Here is a 17068-nt window from a genome sequence, read left to right as displayed (position 1 = left end):
CCAAGCGCCTCCCACCGAGTAGCGGCTGTGCGTTACGCCAGCGAGCCGGTGCGCAGCATCGTGCGCAGGACGCGCAGGGCGACCGAGAGGATCGCCAGGTCGAAACTGTCCGCGGTGCCGATCTCCTCGAGCACCGCCTGAGCCCGGTCCACGGCCGCCTTGTTTTTCGCGACCCAGGTGGCGAAGCGGGCGTCCGGGTCAGTCTCGCCCGGAGCCGCGGCCAGGACCTCGAAGGTGAGGGCGGCTTGAGCGCTGTAGAGCTCCTCGCGGACCGCGGCACGGGCCATCGCCTGCCAGCGGTCGGTGCGCGGCAGCGCGTTGATGCGGTCGCGCAGGATGCCGATGCGCAGCCGGTCGACGATGTCGAAGTAGCACTCCGCGACCTCGACCGGGGCGCGACCGCTGTCCCAGGCCACCTCGACGATGTCCAGCGCCGAGTACGCCGCCGAGAAGGTCGCGGTGCGGGCGGCCAGGTCCTCGGGAACGCCGGCGTCGAGCAGTTCCTGCTTGGCCGCGACGAGCTGGTCGAAGTCCGCGCCCTTGAGCAGCTTGGGCAGCTGGGCGACCACCTCGGCCACTCCGGAGCGGAACGCCTCGACCTGCGCCGCGATGTCCAGCGGGTGCCTGCGGTTGAGCAGGAACCACCGGGCGCCGCGCTCGGTCAGCCGCCGGGCGGCCAGCCGCATGCGGACCTGGACCTGCGCCGGGACCCGGTTGTCCAGCCCGTCGACCGCCGCCCAGAACGTGTGCATGTCGAAGACCGCGCGGGCCACGATGTGGGCGCGGGCGATCTCCTCGGCGGAGGCCCCGGTCTCCTCGCGCATCCGGAACACGAAGCTGGTCCCGGCGTTGTTGACCAGGTTGTTGACGACCTGGGTGGTGATGATCTCGCGGCGCAGCGGGTGCGCCTCGATCCGCTCACGGAACCGCTCGCGCAGCGCGGAGGGGAAGTAGTGGAAGAGGTCCGTCTTGAGGAACGCGTCGTCCGGCAGGTCCGAGGCGAGCAGCTCGTCCTCGAGGGTGATCTTCGTGTAGGCGAGCAGGACGGACAGCTCCGGCTGGGTCAGCCCGAGGCCGTTCTGCCGCCGCTCGTTGATCGTGCGTTCCCCCGGTAGGAACTCGAGCTCCCGGTTGAGATGCCCCTCAGCGACCAGCCTGCGCAGGTAACGCGCGTGCACGTTGAGCAGCGACGGCGCCTGCGCCATGGCCGAGGCGAGGGCGACGTTCTGGCCGTAGTTGTCGGCCAGCACCAGCCGCGCCACCTCGTCGGTCATCTCGGCCAGCAGCTCACCGCGCTCGTGCCCGCCAAGCTCGCCGGCGGCAACCGCCTGGTCCAGCAGGATCTTGATGTTGACCTCGTGGTCTGAGGTGTCCACGCCGGCCGAGTTGTCGATCGCGTCGGTGCAGATCTTGCCGCCGGCGCCGCCCGCGCCGTGCAGCGCGAACTCGATCCGGCCCAGCTGGGTGCAGCCGAGGTTGCCGCCCTCGCCGACCACCTTCGCCCGCAGGTCGGCGCCGTTGATCCGGATCGCGTCGTTGGCCTTGTCGCCGACGTCCGCGTTGGACTCGGTGGACGCCTTGATGTACGTGCCGATGCCGCCGTTCCAGAACAGGTCCACCGGCGCGAGCAGGATCGCGCGCATCAGGTCGGCCGGGGTGGTGCGGGTCACCGAGTCGGCGATGCCGAGCGCGGCGCGCATCTGCGGGGTCAGCGGGATCGACTTGGCGGTGCGCGGGAAGACCCCGCCGCCCGGCGAGATCAGCTTCGCGTCATAGTCCGCCCACGAGGAGCGCGGCAGCTCGAACAGCCGCCGGCGCTCGGCGTAGGAGCGGGCCGGGTCCGGGGTCGGGTCGACGAAGATGTGCCGGTGGTCGAAGGCCGCGACCAGCTTGATGTGCTCGGACAGCAGCATCCCGTTGCCGAACACGTCCCCGGACATGTCGCCGATGCCGACGACCGTGAAGTCCTGGGTCTGGGTGTCCACGCCCAGCTCACGGAAGTGCCGCTTGACCGACTCCCAGGCGCCACGCGCGGTGATGCCCATCGCCTTGTGGTCGTAGCCGACCGAGCCGCCGGAGGCGAAGGCGTCACCGAGCCAGAAGCCCTTCGCACCCGGTCCCCACACGTCGCACTCCGCGGCGACGTTGTTGGCGATGTCCGAGAAGGTGGCGGTGCCCTTGTCGGCCGCGACGACCAGGTAGGTGTCGTCGCTGTCGAAGCGCACAACGTCGACCGGCGGCACGACCTTGCCGTCCACGAGGTTGTCGGTGATGTCCAGCAGGCCGTTGATCAGCGTCTTGTAGCAGGCCACGCCCTCGGCGAGGAACGCGTCGCGGTCCGCCGGGTCGACCGGGGTCTTGACCACGAAGCCGCCCTTGGCGCCGACAGGCACGATGACCGCGTTCTTCACCATCTGCGCCTTGACCAGGCCGAGGATCTCGGTGCGGAAGTCCTCGCGCCGGTCCGACCAGCGCAGGCCGCCGCGCGCGACCGCGCCGAAACGCAGGTGCACACCCTCGACCCGGGCCGAATAGACCCAGATCTCGTACTTGGGCCGCGGTTGCGGGAGGTCGGGCACCGCCGCGGCGTTGATCTTGAACGAGATGTACGGCTTCGGGGCGCCGTTCGCGGCCTTCTGGAAGAAGTTCGTGCGCAGCGTCGCCTCGATCACCGCGCGCAGCGAGCGCAGGATGCGATCCTCGTCCAGCGAGGCGACCGCGTCGAGCGCACCCTCCGCCTCCTCGACCAGGCCGTCGATCAGCTCGCGGCCGGCCGCGGCGTGCGCGGGGTCGAAGGAGGCCTCGAACAGCTTGACCAGCAGCCGGGCCAGGCCCGGGTTCCGGTGCAGCACCTGCTCGATGTACTCCTGGCTGAACGGCGTGCCGCCCTGCCGCAGGTACTTCGCGTACGCGCGCAGCACCGTGACCTGACGCCAGGTCAGCCCGGCGCGCACGACCAGCGCGTTGAAGCCGTCGTTCTCGATCAGCCCGGACCAGGCAGCGGCGAACGCGGCGGTGAACCGCTCGCGGGCGGCCTCGTCGCGTAGCGATTCAGGATCGGTGACGCGCAGCCCGAAGTCGTAGATCCAGGCCGCCGCGTCGCACTCCCGGCTCAGCTCATACGGGTGCTCATCGAGCACTTCGACGCCGAAGCGCTGCAGGATCGGCAGCACCTCGGCCAGCGAGATCATCCGGCCGACCCGGAAGATCTTCAGGCTGTACTGCTCGGGCGGAGCGCCGGGCCGCCGGTAGACGGCGAGCGAGGAGTCGGTGGTGTCGTCGGCGTGGATCGCCTCGATCCGGCAGACGTCCTTGACCGCGTTCTCCGGCGGGAAGTCGGCTTTGTACGCCTCGGGGAAGGCCTTGCCGTAGTCGCGCAGCAGCTCGGTGGCGCGCTCGGAGCCGACCGTCTCCTCGAGTTGCCGCGCGAAGTCGTCTTCCCAGGTGCGGATCGCGGCGGCGAGCCTGCGCTCGATCAGCTCGGCGTCCACGTCGGGCAGCCGGTCTCCGGGCGCGACCCGGACGACGAAGTGCAGTCGGGTGAGCACCGACTCGGTCGAGCGGACGGTGTAGTCCACGACCGCGCCGCGCAGCTCGTCGAGCAGGATGCGTTGCAGCCTTAGGCGCGCGTCCGTGTTGTACCGGTCGCGCGGCAGGTATACCAGCGCGGAGAAGTAGCGGCCGTAAGCGTCCTTACGCAGGAACAGGCGCAGACGGCGGCGCTCCTGAAGGTGCAGGACCGAGCCGGTGATCTCGGCGAGTTCCTCCACCGGGATCTGGAACAGGTCGTCGCGCGGGTAGGACTCCAGGATCTGCAGCAGGTCCTTGCCGGAGTGCGAGGTCGGCGCGAAGCCGTGAATGTCGAGGACCTGGCGGACCTTCTGGTGGATCACTGGGACCCGCTGCACCGACTCCGAGTACGCGGCGGCCGAGAACAGGCCGAGGATGCGTCGCTCGCCGACGACCCGGCCTTCGGCGTCGAAGCGCTTGACGCCGATGTAGTCGAGGTAGCCGGGGCGGTGCACGGTCGCGCGCGAGTTGGCCTTGGTGAGCACCAGCAGGCGCGGTTCACGCGCCTTAGCCCGCACCTCCGGCGGCAGCTTGGCGAACGAACCGGACGTGCCGGGCGCCTGGTCGGAGCGCAGGATGCCAAGGCCGGTACCGGTGACCGGGCGCAGCGCGTCCTCGCCATCGGACTGACCCAGGGTGTATTCGCGGTAGCCGAGGAAGGTGAAGTGGTCGTCAGCCAGCCAGCGCAGCAGCTCCTGACCGGCCGTCAGTTCGTCGTAGGAGACTCCGGCGCGCTGTGCGGCCCGGCCTTGCTCCTCGTCCAGCTCCTCGGCGAGGGCGAGCGCCGCGGCGCGCATCTTCGGCCAGTCCTCGACCGCCTCGCGCACGTCGCTCAGCACCCGGCGCAGGCTGGTCTCGATCGAGGCGAGCCGCGCCGGGTCGTCGGCCTGCCGGTCGATCTCGATGTGCATCCAGGACTCGGTGAGCGCGCCCTGCGGGGTCTGCTGCGTCGGGTCCGTGTCCGGGAGCGCGCGCAGCCGGCCGACCAGGTCCCGCTCGACCGCGAACACCGGGTGGAACAAGACGTGGATACCGTGCCCGAGCCGGGTCAGCTCAGCGGTGATGGAATCCACCAAAAAGGGCATGTCGTCGGTGACGATCTCGACCACGGTGTGCGTGGTGGCGCCGGTGGTCCAGCCGGAGCGCTCGCGGGTCGGGGTGTACGCGCGGATCTTCGCGGTGCCCTGCGGGCGGGTGCCGGCCAGTTCGGCAGAAGACCGCACCGCGCCGAGGATGTCGGCGGCGGTGCGGTCTGCGAGGTCGTCGAACGGGACGTGGCGGTAGTAGCGGCGCAAGACGGTTTCGGCTTGTCTTGGATCACCCAGGCCGTCCGTACCCGAGGATTGGCGTGCCAGCTGCGCCGCCTCCTCAAGCAGAGTGATAGTCGCCTCGTCCAGCTGGGTCACCATGTGTGCTCGCTCCTACGGCCGCGCGCCCTTGCACGGCTCATCCCGGTTACGAGCCTTAGGTTACTCGGCGGTTTGTAGCGTCGGTTGCGTATCGGCCGATCATGTTGTCACGTCTGGGTTGCGCCTTCCTACAACGTGAGACGTGCCTCACCGCCGGTGCTGGACCTTGGACGCGCCGCGCCGGAACGCCGTGAATGCGACGCTCCTCAGACGCCCACGGCGAGCGGCGGCCGCAGGGTCCCGGAGCCGGGCACCGGCCGCGCCGGGTCGTGATCAAGGTCGACGATGCGGTTGTCGGCGCCGACGTGCACGATGCGCGGCTTCGCCGTGCGCGCCTCGTGATCGTCGATCAGCTGATAGCTGATCAGGATCACCAGGTCGCCGGGGTGGATCAGGTGGGCCGCGGCGCCGTTGATCCCGATCACCCCGGAGCCGCGCTCGCCCTCGATCACATAGGTCTCGAGCCGCGCCCCATTGGTGATGTCCACGATCGCGACCTGTTCTCCGGGCAGCAGGTCGGCGGCTTCCATCAGCGCGGCGTCGACGGTTACCGATCCCACGTAGTGCAGGTCGGCCTGGGTGACGGTGGCGCGGTGGATCTTGGACTTGAGCATGGTGCGGTACACGTGCGCTCCTCATCAGCGTGGACGTCGCGTTCCAGTCCCGGGGCGGGGTACCGGACGCGGCGTCTTCCTATGACACGGCGGGTTACGAATTGCAGCGTCGTACAGGTACTTTTCGCACGGCTGAAGCCGAACCGGATCACAGCAGATCCGGCAACTCCTGTGTGGCGAACCAGAGTAGGTCGTAGTCCTCGACGCCGTCCACGGTGAACTGTGCGTCCTCGTCACCTTCGTCGGCCTTGTGCACCATGAGCGCCGCCTCGCCGACGGCCGGTTCCGCCGCCACGTCGTCGATGTGGAACGAGGCGATGTCGCGCAGAGCGATGACGCCGTCGATGCGTACCTCACCGGGCTCGACGCCCTGTTCGCGGGAGACCGGGGTGCCGACCGGGGTCACCACGGCGTCGAACAGTTCCGCGGCGACCACCACCCGGCGGCGCGGGGCCAGCGGGTCGGCGGCGAGCAGCCGCAGCGCGCCGCGGCCGGCCTCGGTCATCGCGGCGAATTCGAGCTCTTCCTCGTCGCCCTCGACGTACCACTCGCGCAGCGCCGGGGTCACCGCGTAGCCGGTCAGCGGGCCGGGGCCGAGTTCGCCGCGCTTGGCCAGCTCGGACAGGATCGGCAGTGTGGCCGGGATGTACACGCGCATCGCAGGTTCCCCTCGCCGGGCGCCGGACCCGCTGTGCCGTCGCGACCGCTGATAGTGCTGGGACTGTAGTTAGTTCTTGCCGGGTCTTCGCCGCTTTACGCTACCGCCCGCGACAGGCCGAGGAACTCCGTCGTGGTGCGCCGGGCGGTGGCCAGTACCTCGGCCCGCCGGCTCGGGTCCATCAGATTGACGCCGAGGGCGACCAGATCGTCCTGGCCGGGGCACAACACGACGACCCGGCTGCCGCTCTGCCGCACCTGGCGCGCTTCGAGCAGCATCTGCCGCGTGACGCTGTGCCGGAAGCTGCGCTCCAGTCGGCCGAGCGCGGTGCGCGGCCGGTCGTAGCCGCGTGCGGCCATCGGTGCGATGACGTAGACCTCGTCGAGCGGCTTGCCACCGGGCAGCGAGTCCGCGACCAGCAGGTCCAGGCTTGTGTTCGAGAAGGTTCCGCCGTCCACGTAGCGGCGGCCCTCGATCACCGCGGGCGTGAACCAGCCGGGGATCGAGCAGGATGCGACGACGGCCTCCGCCAGTCCGATGTGTGGAGCGCCGGGCTCGCCGAAGACGACGCGCTCACCGGTGTCGTAATCCATGGCGACCACACGCACGCCCGGGTGCGTTGACCAGGCTCCGGACGGGATGACGTCCTCGACCATACGGCCGATGTCGCCGAGCGAGCCGCGGCCGGGCGGGAGGAAGGCGGAGAGCACCACGGTCTTCGGGTAGCGGCGCGGGTGCCGGACGGAGCGCGCGATCAGTTTTGGCGAGCCGATGCCGCGCTGTGGACGCAGCGGAACGGCGCCGCCGGCCGCGTGGTCGTAGTCGAAGACCTGGCCGGCCAGCGGGCCTTCGAGCACAGCCTCGGCGAGCTGGTGCTGGTAGAGGTCGTGTGGGCTGGCGCCCGCGCCGAGCAGCGCGGCCAGGATCGCGCCCGCGGAGGTTCCGATGATCATTTCGGCGGTGCGCGGATCGAAGCCCAGTTCGTCGTGCAGGGTGGCCAGTGCGCCGATCGTCCAGGCGGCGCCGAGCGTGCCGCCACCGCCGAGCACCAGTCCCCTGCGTACCCCTTCGCTCAACCCTGCTCACCATCCCTACGACAAACGCACTGTCGTACTGAGGCCCGTCGCCGGGCTCGCCGTCACCACGCACCCACCGGCTCGGACGCCGGTTCACTCGGCCGCGGTCAATCGCCGCCGAGCGGCGCGTCGAGTGGTGACTCGGCGCGCAGGTCCACTTCGAACAGCGCTTCTAGTTCGGCAATTGTTTCCGCATAGGACCGGTGGTGTACTCCGATGATGCCCAAGGCGGCGGCCGCACGCACGTTGCGTTCCAAGTCATCCACGAAGACGGCCTCCGGCGGAGCGCAGCCGAGCAGGTCGAGGGTGTGCAAGTAGATCTCGGGTTCGGGCTTGCGCATCCCGACCTCGCCGCTGATCACCACGGCGTCGAACAGCTGGTCCCAGTCGTCGCGCAAGTACTCGTTGCCCCATGAGTTCGACAGCAGTGCGGTCCGCAACCCGGCCGTCTTCGCCTGCCGCACGACGTTGATCATGGCCGGGGCGGAGGCGAAGCCCGCGAACATCCGGCCGATCAGACCCTGCGCCTGGATCTTGACTCCGCAATACTTGGTCAGCCGCTCGGCCAGGGCCTGCTCGAAGTGCTCGACCCGCAGCTCACCGCGCTCGAGGGCGGCGATCGGGTCGAAGACGCTGAGCGCCGCCAGACCGGCGTCGTGAAAGTCGCGAATCGCCAACTCATAACCAGCGGCGTCGATGCCCTCGGCGGCGTACCATCCGTCGAGGGCGGCCGCTAGCGGGGACGTAAGCACGCCTCCCCAGTCAACGATCAGCGCCGTGGGTCGAGCCTCGGACGCATCGCCATTCAACGCGGCATGCTCAAACATCTCGGACTCGGCGCCACTAGACATACTGCCGCCTTTCACTCGCCGGCTGGGTGGAATACCCCCGGCCGGGTAAGAGTTCCCATGCTACGGGGGTGATGCTTGTGTCGGGCCGAAGCAATACGGCGGTGTGGCCGTTTGCTGCAGTCTTCGCGTTAAGCGGAGTCGTGCTGGTCAGCTACGCGGCCGCCGAGCCGCCCGCTTGGCTTGACCGCACGACGGTGACCGTGTGCGGTACCGCGCCAAGCGCCTCCCACGCCCTGTTGCTCGGCTTGGTTTTGCTCACCCTCGCCCACGGCCTAAGCCGCCGTCGCCGAGTGGACTGGGTGCTCGGACTCGGGCTGGTGGCTTGGAGCACGCTCACCGAAGCCGAATCTCTGGTCACTCGCGCCCCCGGCGAACCGTGGCGGCTGGTTCCGCTCAGCCTCATGGTGGTTTCGCTGGTGCGGGCGCGTGACCGGTTCGCCGTCTCGCCGGACCCGCACCGGCTGCGGCAGACCGCTGCGATGGCCGGCGCCTCCAGCGTCACGCTGATCCTGGTGGGCGGCGGCGGGCTGTTCGCGGAGCGCGGGCGGTTCGCCGCCCCGGTGTCCGCGACCGATGTCGGGCGCGAGTTCGTGGCCGCGGTCGCCGCGAACTCGGGCCGGGTCGACTTCCAGGGACCGAGCTGGCTGCTGCCGGGCTTGGCCCTGGCCTCCGGTCTGGCCCTCATCGCAGTGCTCGCCACGCTGTCCGCGGCCGCGCCGCCGCCGGACCCCGCGGACCCCGACGAGCGCGCGGCGATGCGTTCGCTGATCGCGCACCGGGACTCCGGGACGCTGGCGCCGTTCGCACTGCGGTACGACAAGTCGTACGTGTTCGAGCCCACCGGACGTGCGGCGATCGGCTACCGGGTGCTGGCCGGCATGGCCATGGTGGGCGGCGATCCGATCGGCGCACGGGACTCGTGGCCCGCGGCGATGGACGCGTTCATGGCGGAGGCCGAGCGGCGCGGCTGGCGCCCAGCGGTCCTGGGCGCCGGGCCGGAGGCGCGCGAACTGTGGGCGCAGCGGGGCATGCGCGGCTTCGGCATCGGCGATGAGGTAGTCATCGACGTCGAGTCGTTCTCGCTGCACGGCCGCGCGATGCGCAACGTCCGGCAGGCGGTCCAGCGCACGGAGCATGCAGGGATCTGGGTCTCGGTGGTGCCGGAGCGCGAACTGAGCCCAGAGCTGTCCGCGCAGCTGCGCCGGATCCACCGGGCGTGGCTCGGCCGGGGCACCACGAGGCGGCCGCGTCCGGACGCAGACATGATCCCGCAGGGACGCGAGCACGGCTTCGCGATGAATCTGGACGCGATGGCCGAGGGCCGGCACCCGGACTCGCTGTTCGTGATCGCGTTCGCGGCGGACGGGTACGCGGTCTCGTTCCAGCGGTATCTGGTGGCGGCGCAAGACGGTGCGCGGCCAGTGCTCTCGCTGGATGTGATGCCGCGTCACCGTATCGCCCCGAACGGCGTGAACGAGCGGCTGATTGTGGCGGCGGTCGAATACGCGGCGGCGCACGGCTTCAAGACGGTCTCGCTGAACTTCGCTGCGTTCCGCACGGTGCTGGAGGCGTATCGGCTCGGCGCTGCCACGGCTAGGACCGCACCGGCGGTGGTGACAGAAGCAGCTGCAACAGCGGCAGCAGCGGCACCGGTAAACGGCGCGGACAAAGTCGGCGCAGGCGCCCTCGCGCTCACCACAGACGCGACCGGCACCGAGGCTATGAGCACCGCCGCGACCACTACCGCAACCAGTGCGACCGCCACGAGCGTTACCGGCACCGCCGCGACCACTACCGCAATCAGTGCGACCGCCACGAGCGTTACCGGCACCGCCGCGAGCGCCGCCAACACGACCGGCGCTGACGCGACCGGTACCGAGGCTATGAGTACCGCCGCGAGCACTACCGCAATCGCTCCGGCCCCCGCGAGCACGGCGGCGCCGATGCCCGCGCCGCCCGGTCTGGTGGCGCGCACGACCAGGCGGGCGATCCACCTGATGGATCCGCTGATCCAGCTGGAATCCCTCTACCGCTTCAACGCGAAGTTTCGGCCCGGCTGGCTGCCGCGCGCGGTCCTGGTGGCGTCCTGGCTGGACCTGCCGCTGTTCGGAATCGCCGCCTTCGGCCTCGAGTTCGCGCTGCCCTACGACCGGCGGCGCAGTCGCATTACCGCGCCCGAGCTTGAGAATCGCCCGAATCCGGCGCAGCGCCACCAGCCGCAGTTTGAGCCCGCCACCGAACACGGACCCGGCGAATCCGACTCCGTGGATCAGGTGGACTGGAGCGCGGTACAGCGCCACCCCAACCGGTCCTGAGCCCACCACTCGATCCCACTCCACGGATCAGGCGGACCGGAGCGCCGCACCGTATCACTGCAGCCGGCTGAGCCCACCACTCCATCCCACTCCGCGGATCAGGCGAACTGCAGCGCCGTACAGCGCCACTCCAGCCGGTCCTGAGCCGTCCGCTCGAAGCGCAGCGCCACCGCGCGCACTCGCGGGCCGTCCTGCACCAGCACCGTCGACTCGACCGCGTCCGGGCCCGGCGCGTGCATCCGGATCGAGCGCACCATGCTGCGCGCCGCGAAGCGGGTGACCGCGCGACGTTGCGCGACCGTGCTCAGCAGCCCGAACACCTCCCGGGAGACCCAGCGCTTGACCTGCTCCGCGGGCCGCCGCTCAAGCAGCACGTCCACGACCGCCTCGACCAGGCGGCGCACTCCGGCCGGGGGCTGATCCGCGGTGCGGCGCGCGCCGAGCGGGTCGAGGCGGTGCGTCCAGCCGACCACCCAGGAGCGCAGTGCGCCGGCCGCGCCGCCGAGTTCGGGGTCCTCGCACCGGTCCCGGTCGAGTTCGCGATCGGATTCGAAGCCGCCGCTGATCGACTCGAAGCCGTCCTCGGGCAGGGCGCGCTCCAGCGTGCCCACGACGGTCAGCAGCGGGCTGCGACGCCGAGCCTGGCCTTCTGGGTAGTGCGCGTCGCCGCAGCGGGCTGCGTCACCGCGCGGGCTGATATCGCAGGGATCGGCGTCATCACGGTCGTAACGCGGCATCGGGCACCCCTGTACCGGGTAGGGCGGCGGCCGGTCGAGTGCGGTACCAACCAGGGGCTCGCGCTCGTTCGAGCACCGTCAACGGAGCTGACGATCTTTCAGACCGCCGAAGGTGCCCCGGAGTTGTCCCGATAGACGCCGCAGCGCCGAAGATCACCCGTTCAGTCGAACGATCTTCGGCGCCGGTGGCTCCGCTGGCCTGGGTCTCGCCAGGCCTTGGCTACCGCTTGCGGCGGCGGCTACTTCTTGCGGCGACGGCCGCCGGGTGCTGGCGGACGGCCGCCCTTCGGCTTGGGCTTCGGCGCCGCGTCCTGCGGGCCGCCGGCCGCGCCGGTGGCCTCCTGCCGCTCCACCACGCCGCCCGCGCCGTCCACGGTCGGGGCCGAGTAGTTCAGCCGCGCCGGGCGCTTGGGAGCCTCAAGGCCCTTCGCGTTGAGCTGCGCCGTGGCCGCCTGCGCCTGCGCCTGGGCCTCCGGGTCCTCGCTGTTCGCCTCGACCTGCACTTCGAGGTTGAACAGGTACCCGACCGACTCCTCCTTGATGCCCTCCATCATGCCCTGGAACATCAGGTAGCCCTCGCGCTGGTACTCGACCAGCGGGTCGCGCTGCGCCATCGCGCGCAGGCCGATGCCCTCCTGGAGGTAGTCCATCTCGTAGAGGTGCTCGCGCCAGCGGCGGTCAAGCACCGAGAGCACGACCCGGCGCTCCAGCTCCCGGGTGATCGAGTCGCCCAGGTTGGCCTCGCGCTTGTCGTAGGCGCCGAGGATGTCCGCGGTGATCTCCTCGCTCAGGATCTCCTTTGTGATGCCGGTGCGTCCGCCGACCGACTCCTCGACCTCCTCCAGCGTGATCGAGATCGGGTACAGCGTGGCCAGCGCGGACCAGAGCTTCTCCAGCTCCCACTCCTCGGCGTAGCCCTCGGCGGTGGCCGCCTCGATGTACGCCGCGACGGTGTCCTCCATCATGTGCCGGACGTGATCGCGCAGGTCCTCGCCGTCCAGCACCCTGCGGCGCTCGGCGTAGATCACCTCGCGCTGCTTGTTGATCACGTCGTCGTACTTGAGGACGTTCTTACGGATCTCGAAGTTCTGCTGCTCGAGCTGCGTCTGCGCGGACTGGATCGCCCGGGTGACCATCTTCGACTCGATCGGCACGTCGTCGCCGACGTTGGCCACCGACAGCACCCGCTCCACGATCTGCGCCTTGAACAGCCGCATCAGGTCGTCGCCGAGGGAGAGGTAGAACCGGCTCTCGCCCGGGTCGCCCTGGCGGCCGGCACGACCGCGCAGCTGGTTGTCGATGCGGCGGGACTCGTGCCGCTCGGTGCCCAGCACGTACAGGCCGCCGAGCGCGTGGACCTCCTCGTGCTCGGCCGCGACCGCCTTCTTCGCCTTCTCCAGCGCCGCCGGCCAGGCCGCCTCGTACTCCTCGGGCGTCTCGCTCGGCGTCAGGCCGCGCTGGGCCAGCTCGCCCATCGCGAGGTTCTCCGGGTTACCGCCGAGCATGATGTCGGTACCGCGGCCGGCCATATTCGTAGCCACCGTGACCGCGCCCTTACGCCCGGCCTGCGCGACGATCTGCGCCTCACGCTCGTGGTACTTCGCGTTCAGCACCTCGTGCGGTACACCGCGCTTGCGCAACTGCTGCGACAGGTACTCGGACTTCTCCACCGAGACCGTGCCGACCAGGACCGGCTGGCCCTCGGCGTGCCGGTGCTCGATGTCCTCGACGACCGCCTTGAACTTGGCCTCTTCCGAGATGTAGATGAGGTCCTGCATGTCCTTGCGGATCATCGGCCGGTTGGTCGGGATCGGGACCACGCCGAGCTTGTAGATCTGGTGGAACTCGGCCGCCTCGGTCAGCGCGGTACCGGTCATGCCGGACAGCTTGTTGTAGAGGCGGAAGTAGTTCTGCAGGGTGATCGTGGCGAGGGTCTGGTTCTCGTTCTGGATGACCACCCCCTCCTTGGCCTCGATCGCCTGGTGCATGCCCTCGTTGTAGCGGCGCCCGGCCAGGATGCGGCCGGTGTGCTCGTCGACGATCAGGATCTCGCCGTTCATGACCACGTAATCGCGGTCCTTCTTGAACAGCTCCTTGGCCTTGATCGCGTTGTTGAGGAAGCCGACCAGGGGGGTGTTGACCGACTCGTAGAGGTTGTCGATGCCCAGCAGGTCCTCGACCCGCTCGACGCCGCGCTCGAGCACGCCGACCGTCTTCTTCTTCTCGTCGACCTCGTAGTCGGTATCCCGGGCCAGCCGGTTCACGATCTTGGCGAAGTCCGTGTACCACTTGGTGGCCTGGTCCGAGGGGCCGGAGATGATCAGCGGGGTACGCGCCTCGTCGATCAGGATCGAGTCCACCTCGTCGACGATGGCGAAGTTGTGGCCGCGCTGCACCAGCTCTTCCTTCGACCAGGCCATGTTGTCGCGCAGGTAGTCGAAGCCGAACTCGTTGTTGGTGCCGTAGGTGATGTCCGCGCCGTAGGCCACCTTGCGCTGGGCCGGGGTCATGCTGGCCAGGATCACGCCGACGTCCAGGCCGAGGAAGCGGTGGATGCGGCCCATCCACTCGGAGTCGCGCTCGGCGAGGTAGTCGTTGGTGGTGACGATGTGCACGCCGTCGCCGGACAGGGCGTTGAGGTAGGCCGGCAGCGTGCCGACGAGGGTCTTGCCCTCACCGGTGCGCATCTCGGCGATGTTGCCCCAGTGCAGCGCGGCGCCGCCCATCAGCTGCACGTCGTAGTGGCGCTGCCCGATGGTGCGCTTGGCCGCCTCGCGGACCACCGCGAAGGCTTCCCAGAGCAGGTCGTCCAGGCTTTCGCCGTCCTGGAAGCGCTCCTTGAACTTATCGGTCTCGGCGCGTAGCTCGGCGTCGGTGAGGTCGACGTAGTCTTCCTCGAGCATGTTCACGGTCTCGGCCGTCTTGGCCAGCTTGCGAAGGATCTTCCCTTCGCCCGCGCGCAGGACCTTGTCGAAGAGGGCAGGCACTTTGGGAACGGCTCCTTGAACTGACTACCGGCTTGTATTGACGGACGCGGGTGTTGATGGGGGTGCTGTCACGGCCAGGCCGCCAAGGCGGGCAGCTTACCCCCACCCCCGGCCGTTATCCCATCGTAAGCGACTGCGCAGGTTCAAAGACAGTGCGCAGACGGCAGTAACCTCGGTGGTCCAGACCGATCACAGCTGCGAGAGCGCGATTCCATCGAGAATGTCGTGTTCGGACACGACCACCTCGGCCAATCCGAGCCGGTCCACGATCTGCGCCAGGATCAGCGCCCCGGCGCCGATCACGTCGACCCGGCCGGGATGGATCACCGGGTTCGCGGCGCGCTGCGCGTGGGTGGAGGCCAGCAGGTCGCCGGCGACCCGGCGCACGGTGTCGGCTGAAATCCGTGAAAGGTGGACCCGATCCGGGTCGTATTCGGGCAGGCCGAGCGCGATCGCGGACACGGTGGTGACCGAGCCGGCCACGCCGACCAGCGTCTTGGCCTGGTCGATCGGCACCTGCTCGGCGGCCAGGTCGATCGCGGCGTCGATGTCCCTGCGGGCGGCCGCGACCTGCGCGGGGGTCGGCGGGTCCTCGGTGAGGTGACGCTCCGTCAGGCGCACGCAGCCGATGTCGACCGAGCGGGCCGCCTTGACCTCGCGGTCGCCGAGCACGAACTCGGTGGAGCCGCCGCCGATGTCCACGACGAGGTACGGGGTCGGGTGCCCTCCCGCGGCCGCGGACTCGGCGTTACCTGATGCGGCGGCCACGGCGCGGGTCGCGCCGCTGAAGGAGAGCGCGGCTTCCTCGGAGCCGCTGATCACCTCGGGCTCGACGCCGAGGCGTGAGCGCACGCCGGCCACGAACTCGTCCCGGTTGGCCGCGTCGCGGGTGGCGCTGGTGGCCACGAAGCGGATCCGCTCGGCGCCGAGCCTGCGGATCTCGGCGGCGTAGTCGTCACAGGCCGCGAAGGTGCGTTGCAGGGCTTCGGGGGCGAGGCGCCCGGTGGCGTCGACGCCTTGGCCGAGCCGGACGATCTCCATCCGGCGGGTCAGCACGGATTCCGCGCCGGTCTGCGGATCGAGGTCCGTGACCAGCAGGCGGATAGAGTTCGTGCCGCAGTCGATGGCCGCGACTCGGATGCTCATCGGTCCGTCTCCTCGGGTCCGCTGGCAGTGGCGGAAGGAACGCTCACGCATGCGCCGCTGCGCCACCACTCGGGCAGCAGGGCTAGCGCCTCGTCGCCGAGCGGATTGACGCCGGGTCCGGCCGCCAGCGCGTGCCCGACCAGCACATGCAGGCACTTGACCCGGTCGGGCATGCCGCCGGCGCTCGGGAAGCCTTCGAGTACTTCGATCGCGTCGCGTCGCTTCACGTAGTCCTCGTGTGCGGCGCGGTAGGCCGCCGCGAGCTGCGGGTCGGTACGCAGTCGCTCGGTCATCTCAGCCATCAGGCCGCTGCCTTCGAGCGTGCCGATGGCTGACGCGGCCTTGGGGCAGGTGAGGTAGTAGAGCGTCGGGAACGGGCTTCCGTCGGGTAGGCGGGGTGCCGTCTCAACCACGTCCGGGTTACCGCACGGGCAGCGGTGCGCTACCGCACGCAGGCCGCGTGGTTCCCGCCCGAGCTGGGCCTTGACCGCCTCGAAGTCCGCTTTCGCCACACTCACGCTGACACGCTACCTGGTCCAGCGCGAAGCGATCACTGGGTGGGAGACGGCGAGGCCGAGGGGGACGGCGACTTCACCGTGGACCACAGGTGGTCGTACCACGCCTGCTGGGTCGGCGTCGGAATGCCGAGCGGTTCGCTGCTCGCGCTCGGGTTGGGCACGATGTAGCCGGTTTCGCCGGGCCGCACGTAATGCAGCCGCTTACGGGCCTGGATCGCGACGTACGCGGGGTCCGACCACTTGCCCAATTCGCTTTGCAGCGCGGTGACCTGCTGCTGCGTCACCTGGTTCTGGTGCTTCAGGTTCGCGATCTGCGAGCGCTGCGCGAGGTACTGGCGCAGCGGGTAGGCGACCGTGACCATGACCGCGCACAGGGTGAGCGCGAGGATGCCGGCTCGGCCGGTCAGCCGGTTGCGCGAGGTCTTGCGCGGCGGCTTGCCGGAGCCTGAACCACGGCCGGACCGGGGACGCGGCAGGGCGACCGGGTCGCGCTCGCCTGACTTTCCGTCAGCCATCGCGCCGCACCCCTCCCACTCGCACCTGTCCCACTCGCGCGAACCTTCGCCGTAAAAGCCGTGGCGCGCCGCGCCGTGCCCTCACGCCGTCCCTCGACGGCCGAGTCACAGCGGGCGCGCCACCCAGCCTAGAGCGCTCAGCCCTTGAAGCGCGGGAAGGCGGAACGACCGGCGTAGCGGGCCGCGTCGTCCAGCTCCTCCTCGATACGCAGCAGCTGGTTGTACTTGGCGACCCGGTCGGTGCGCGCCGGGGCGCCCGACTTGATCTGGCCGACGTCGGTGGCCACCGCGAGGTCCGCGATCGTGGTGTCCTCGGTCTCGCCGGAGCGGTGGCTCATCATGCAACGGAAGCCGGAGCGGTGGGCCAGCGCGACCGCGTCGAAGGTCTCGGTCAGCGTGCCGATCTGGTTCACCTTCACCAGCAGCGCGTTGGCCTGGCCGCCGGCGATGCCGCGCTGCAGCCGCTCGGGGTTGGTGACGAACAGGTCGTCGCCGACCAGCTGCACCTTGGAGCCGAGCTGCTCGGTCACAGCCTTCCAGCCGTCCCAGTCCTCCTCGCTGTGCGAGTCCTCGATGGACACCAGCGGGTAGTTCGCGACCAGGTCGGCGTAGTACGAGCTCAGCTCGGCGCCGGAGAACTGCTTGCCCTCGAGGGTGTAGGCGCCGTCCTTG

11 protein-coding genes and 1 pseudogene are annotated in these 17068 nt (G+C 69.9%); 1 reads left to right on the top strand and 11 read right to left on the bottom strand.

All coding sequences use genetic code 11. From position 1 onward, the window contains the following. Positions 1 to 32: 32 nt before the first annotated feature. The 5 genes from VFA06_RS08725 to VFA06_RS08705 all read right to left on the bottom strand — a co-directional run bounded on the left by VFA06_RS08725 (position 33) and on the right by VFA06_RS08705 (position 8154). Positions 33 to 4979: an NAD-glutamate dehydrogenase gene (locus VFA06_RS08725; protein ID WP_324839934.1), complete on the bottom strand. Its 4947-nt coding sequence runs from the start codon at positions 4977 to 4979 to the stop codon at positions 33 to 35. Between the two features lie 206 nt (positions 4980 to 5185). Continuing rightward, complete coding sequence (gene panD / locus VFA06_RS08720) at positions 5186 to 5605, bottom strand: aspartate 1-decarboxylase (RefSeq protein WP_324839933.1); 420 nt, start codon at positions 5603 to 5605, stop codon at positions 5186 to 5188. A gap of 136 nt (positions 5606 to 5741) precedes the next feature. Further along, positions 5742 to 6251 (bottom strand): DUF6912 family protein, encoded by a 510-nt coding sequence (locus tag VFA06_RS08715; RefSeq protein ID WP_324839932.1) that lies wholly within the window; start codon positions 6249 to 6251, stop codon positions 5742 to 5744. A 95-nt stretch (positions 6252 to 6346) separates the two neighbouring features. Beyond that, the gene (locus tag VFA06_RS08710) at positions 6347 to 7327 is read right to left on the bottom strand and encodes a patatin-like phospholipase family protein (RefSeq protein ID WP_324839931.1); all 981 of its coding nucleotides are present in this window, start codon (positions 7325 to 7327) and stop codon (positions 6347 to 6349) included. 107 nt (positions 7328 to 7434) lie between these two features. Continuing rightward, a complete protein-coding gene (locus VFA06_RS08705) occupies positions 7435 to 8154 on the bottom strand; it encodes an HAD family phosphatase (RefSeq protein WP_324839945.1) in 720 nt (239 codons plus the stop codon). 95 nt (positions 8155 to 8249) lie between these two features. Here VFA06_RS08705 and VFA06_RS08700 point away from each other — a divergent pair, with 95 nt between their 5' ends. Then, on the top strand, positions 8250 to 10493 hold the full coding sequence (locus tag VFA06_RS08700) for a phosphatidylglycerol lysyltransferase domain-containing protein (RefSeq protein ID WP_324839944.1): 2244 nt from the start codon (positions 8250 to 8252) through the stop codon (positions 10491 to 10493). Positions 10494 to 10591: 98 nt separating this feature from the next. On the opposite strand, the gene VFA06_RS08695 is transcribed toward VFA06_RS08700, so the two are convergent. From VFA06_RS08695 to eno, 6 genes and pseudogenes are all read right to left on the bottom strand, one after another. Next, entirely contained in the window at positions 10592 to 11230 is a 639-nt protein-coding gene (locus tag VFA06_RS08695; protein ID WP_324839930.1) for an Rv3235 family protein, read from the bottom strand. Between the two features lie 239 nt (positions 11231 to 11469). Then, a complete protein-coding gene (gene secA / locus VFA06_RS08690) occupies positions 11470 to 14217 on the bottom strand; it encodes a preprotein translocase subunit SecA (protein ID WP_324839929.1) in 2748 nt (915 codons plus the stop codon). Positions 14218 to 14406: 189 nt separating this feature from the next. Continuing rightward, on the bottom strand, positions 14407 to 15363 hold the full coding sequence (locus VFA06_RS08685; protein WP_324839928.1) for a Ppx/GppA phosphatase family protein: 957 nt from the start codon (positions 15361 to 15363) through the stop codon (positions 14407 to 14409). After that, positions 15360 to 15881: a DUF501 domain-containing protein gene (locus VFA06_RS08680; RefSeq protein ID WP_324839927.1), complete on the bottom strand. Its 522-nt coding sequence runs from the start codon at positions 15879 to 15881 to the stop codon at positions 15360 to 15362. Before VFA06_RS08680 ends, VFA06_RS08685 begins: the two co-directional genes overlap by 4 nt. A 32-nt stretch (positions 15882 to 15913) precedes the next feature. Further along, positions 15914 to 16396, bottom strand: coding sequence for a septum formation initiator family protein (locus tag VFA06_RS08675; protein ID WP_324839926.1), 483 nt, complete (start codon positions 16394 to 16396; stop codon positions 15914 to 15916). A gap of 137 nt (positions 16397 to 16533) precedes the next feature. Then, positions 16534 to 17068: pseudogene (gene eno / locus VFA06_RS08670) on the bottom strand (phosphopyruvate hydratase); the annotation flags it as partial.

It is taken from the genome of Actinocrinis sp. (assembly GCF_035653575.1).
GTDB lineage: Bacteria > Actinomycetota > Actinomycetes > Streptomycetales > Catenulisporaceae > Actinocrinis.
The sequence above is the reverse complement of the archived record's forward strand: the minus strand, read 5'-3'. Positions and strand labels throughout refer to the sequence as shown.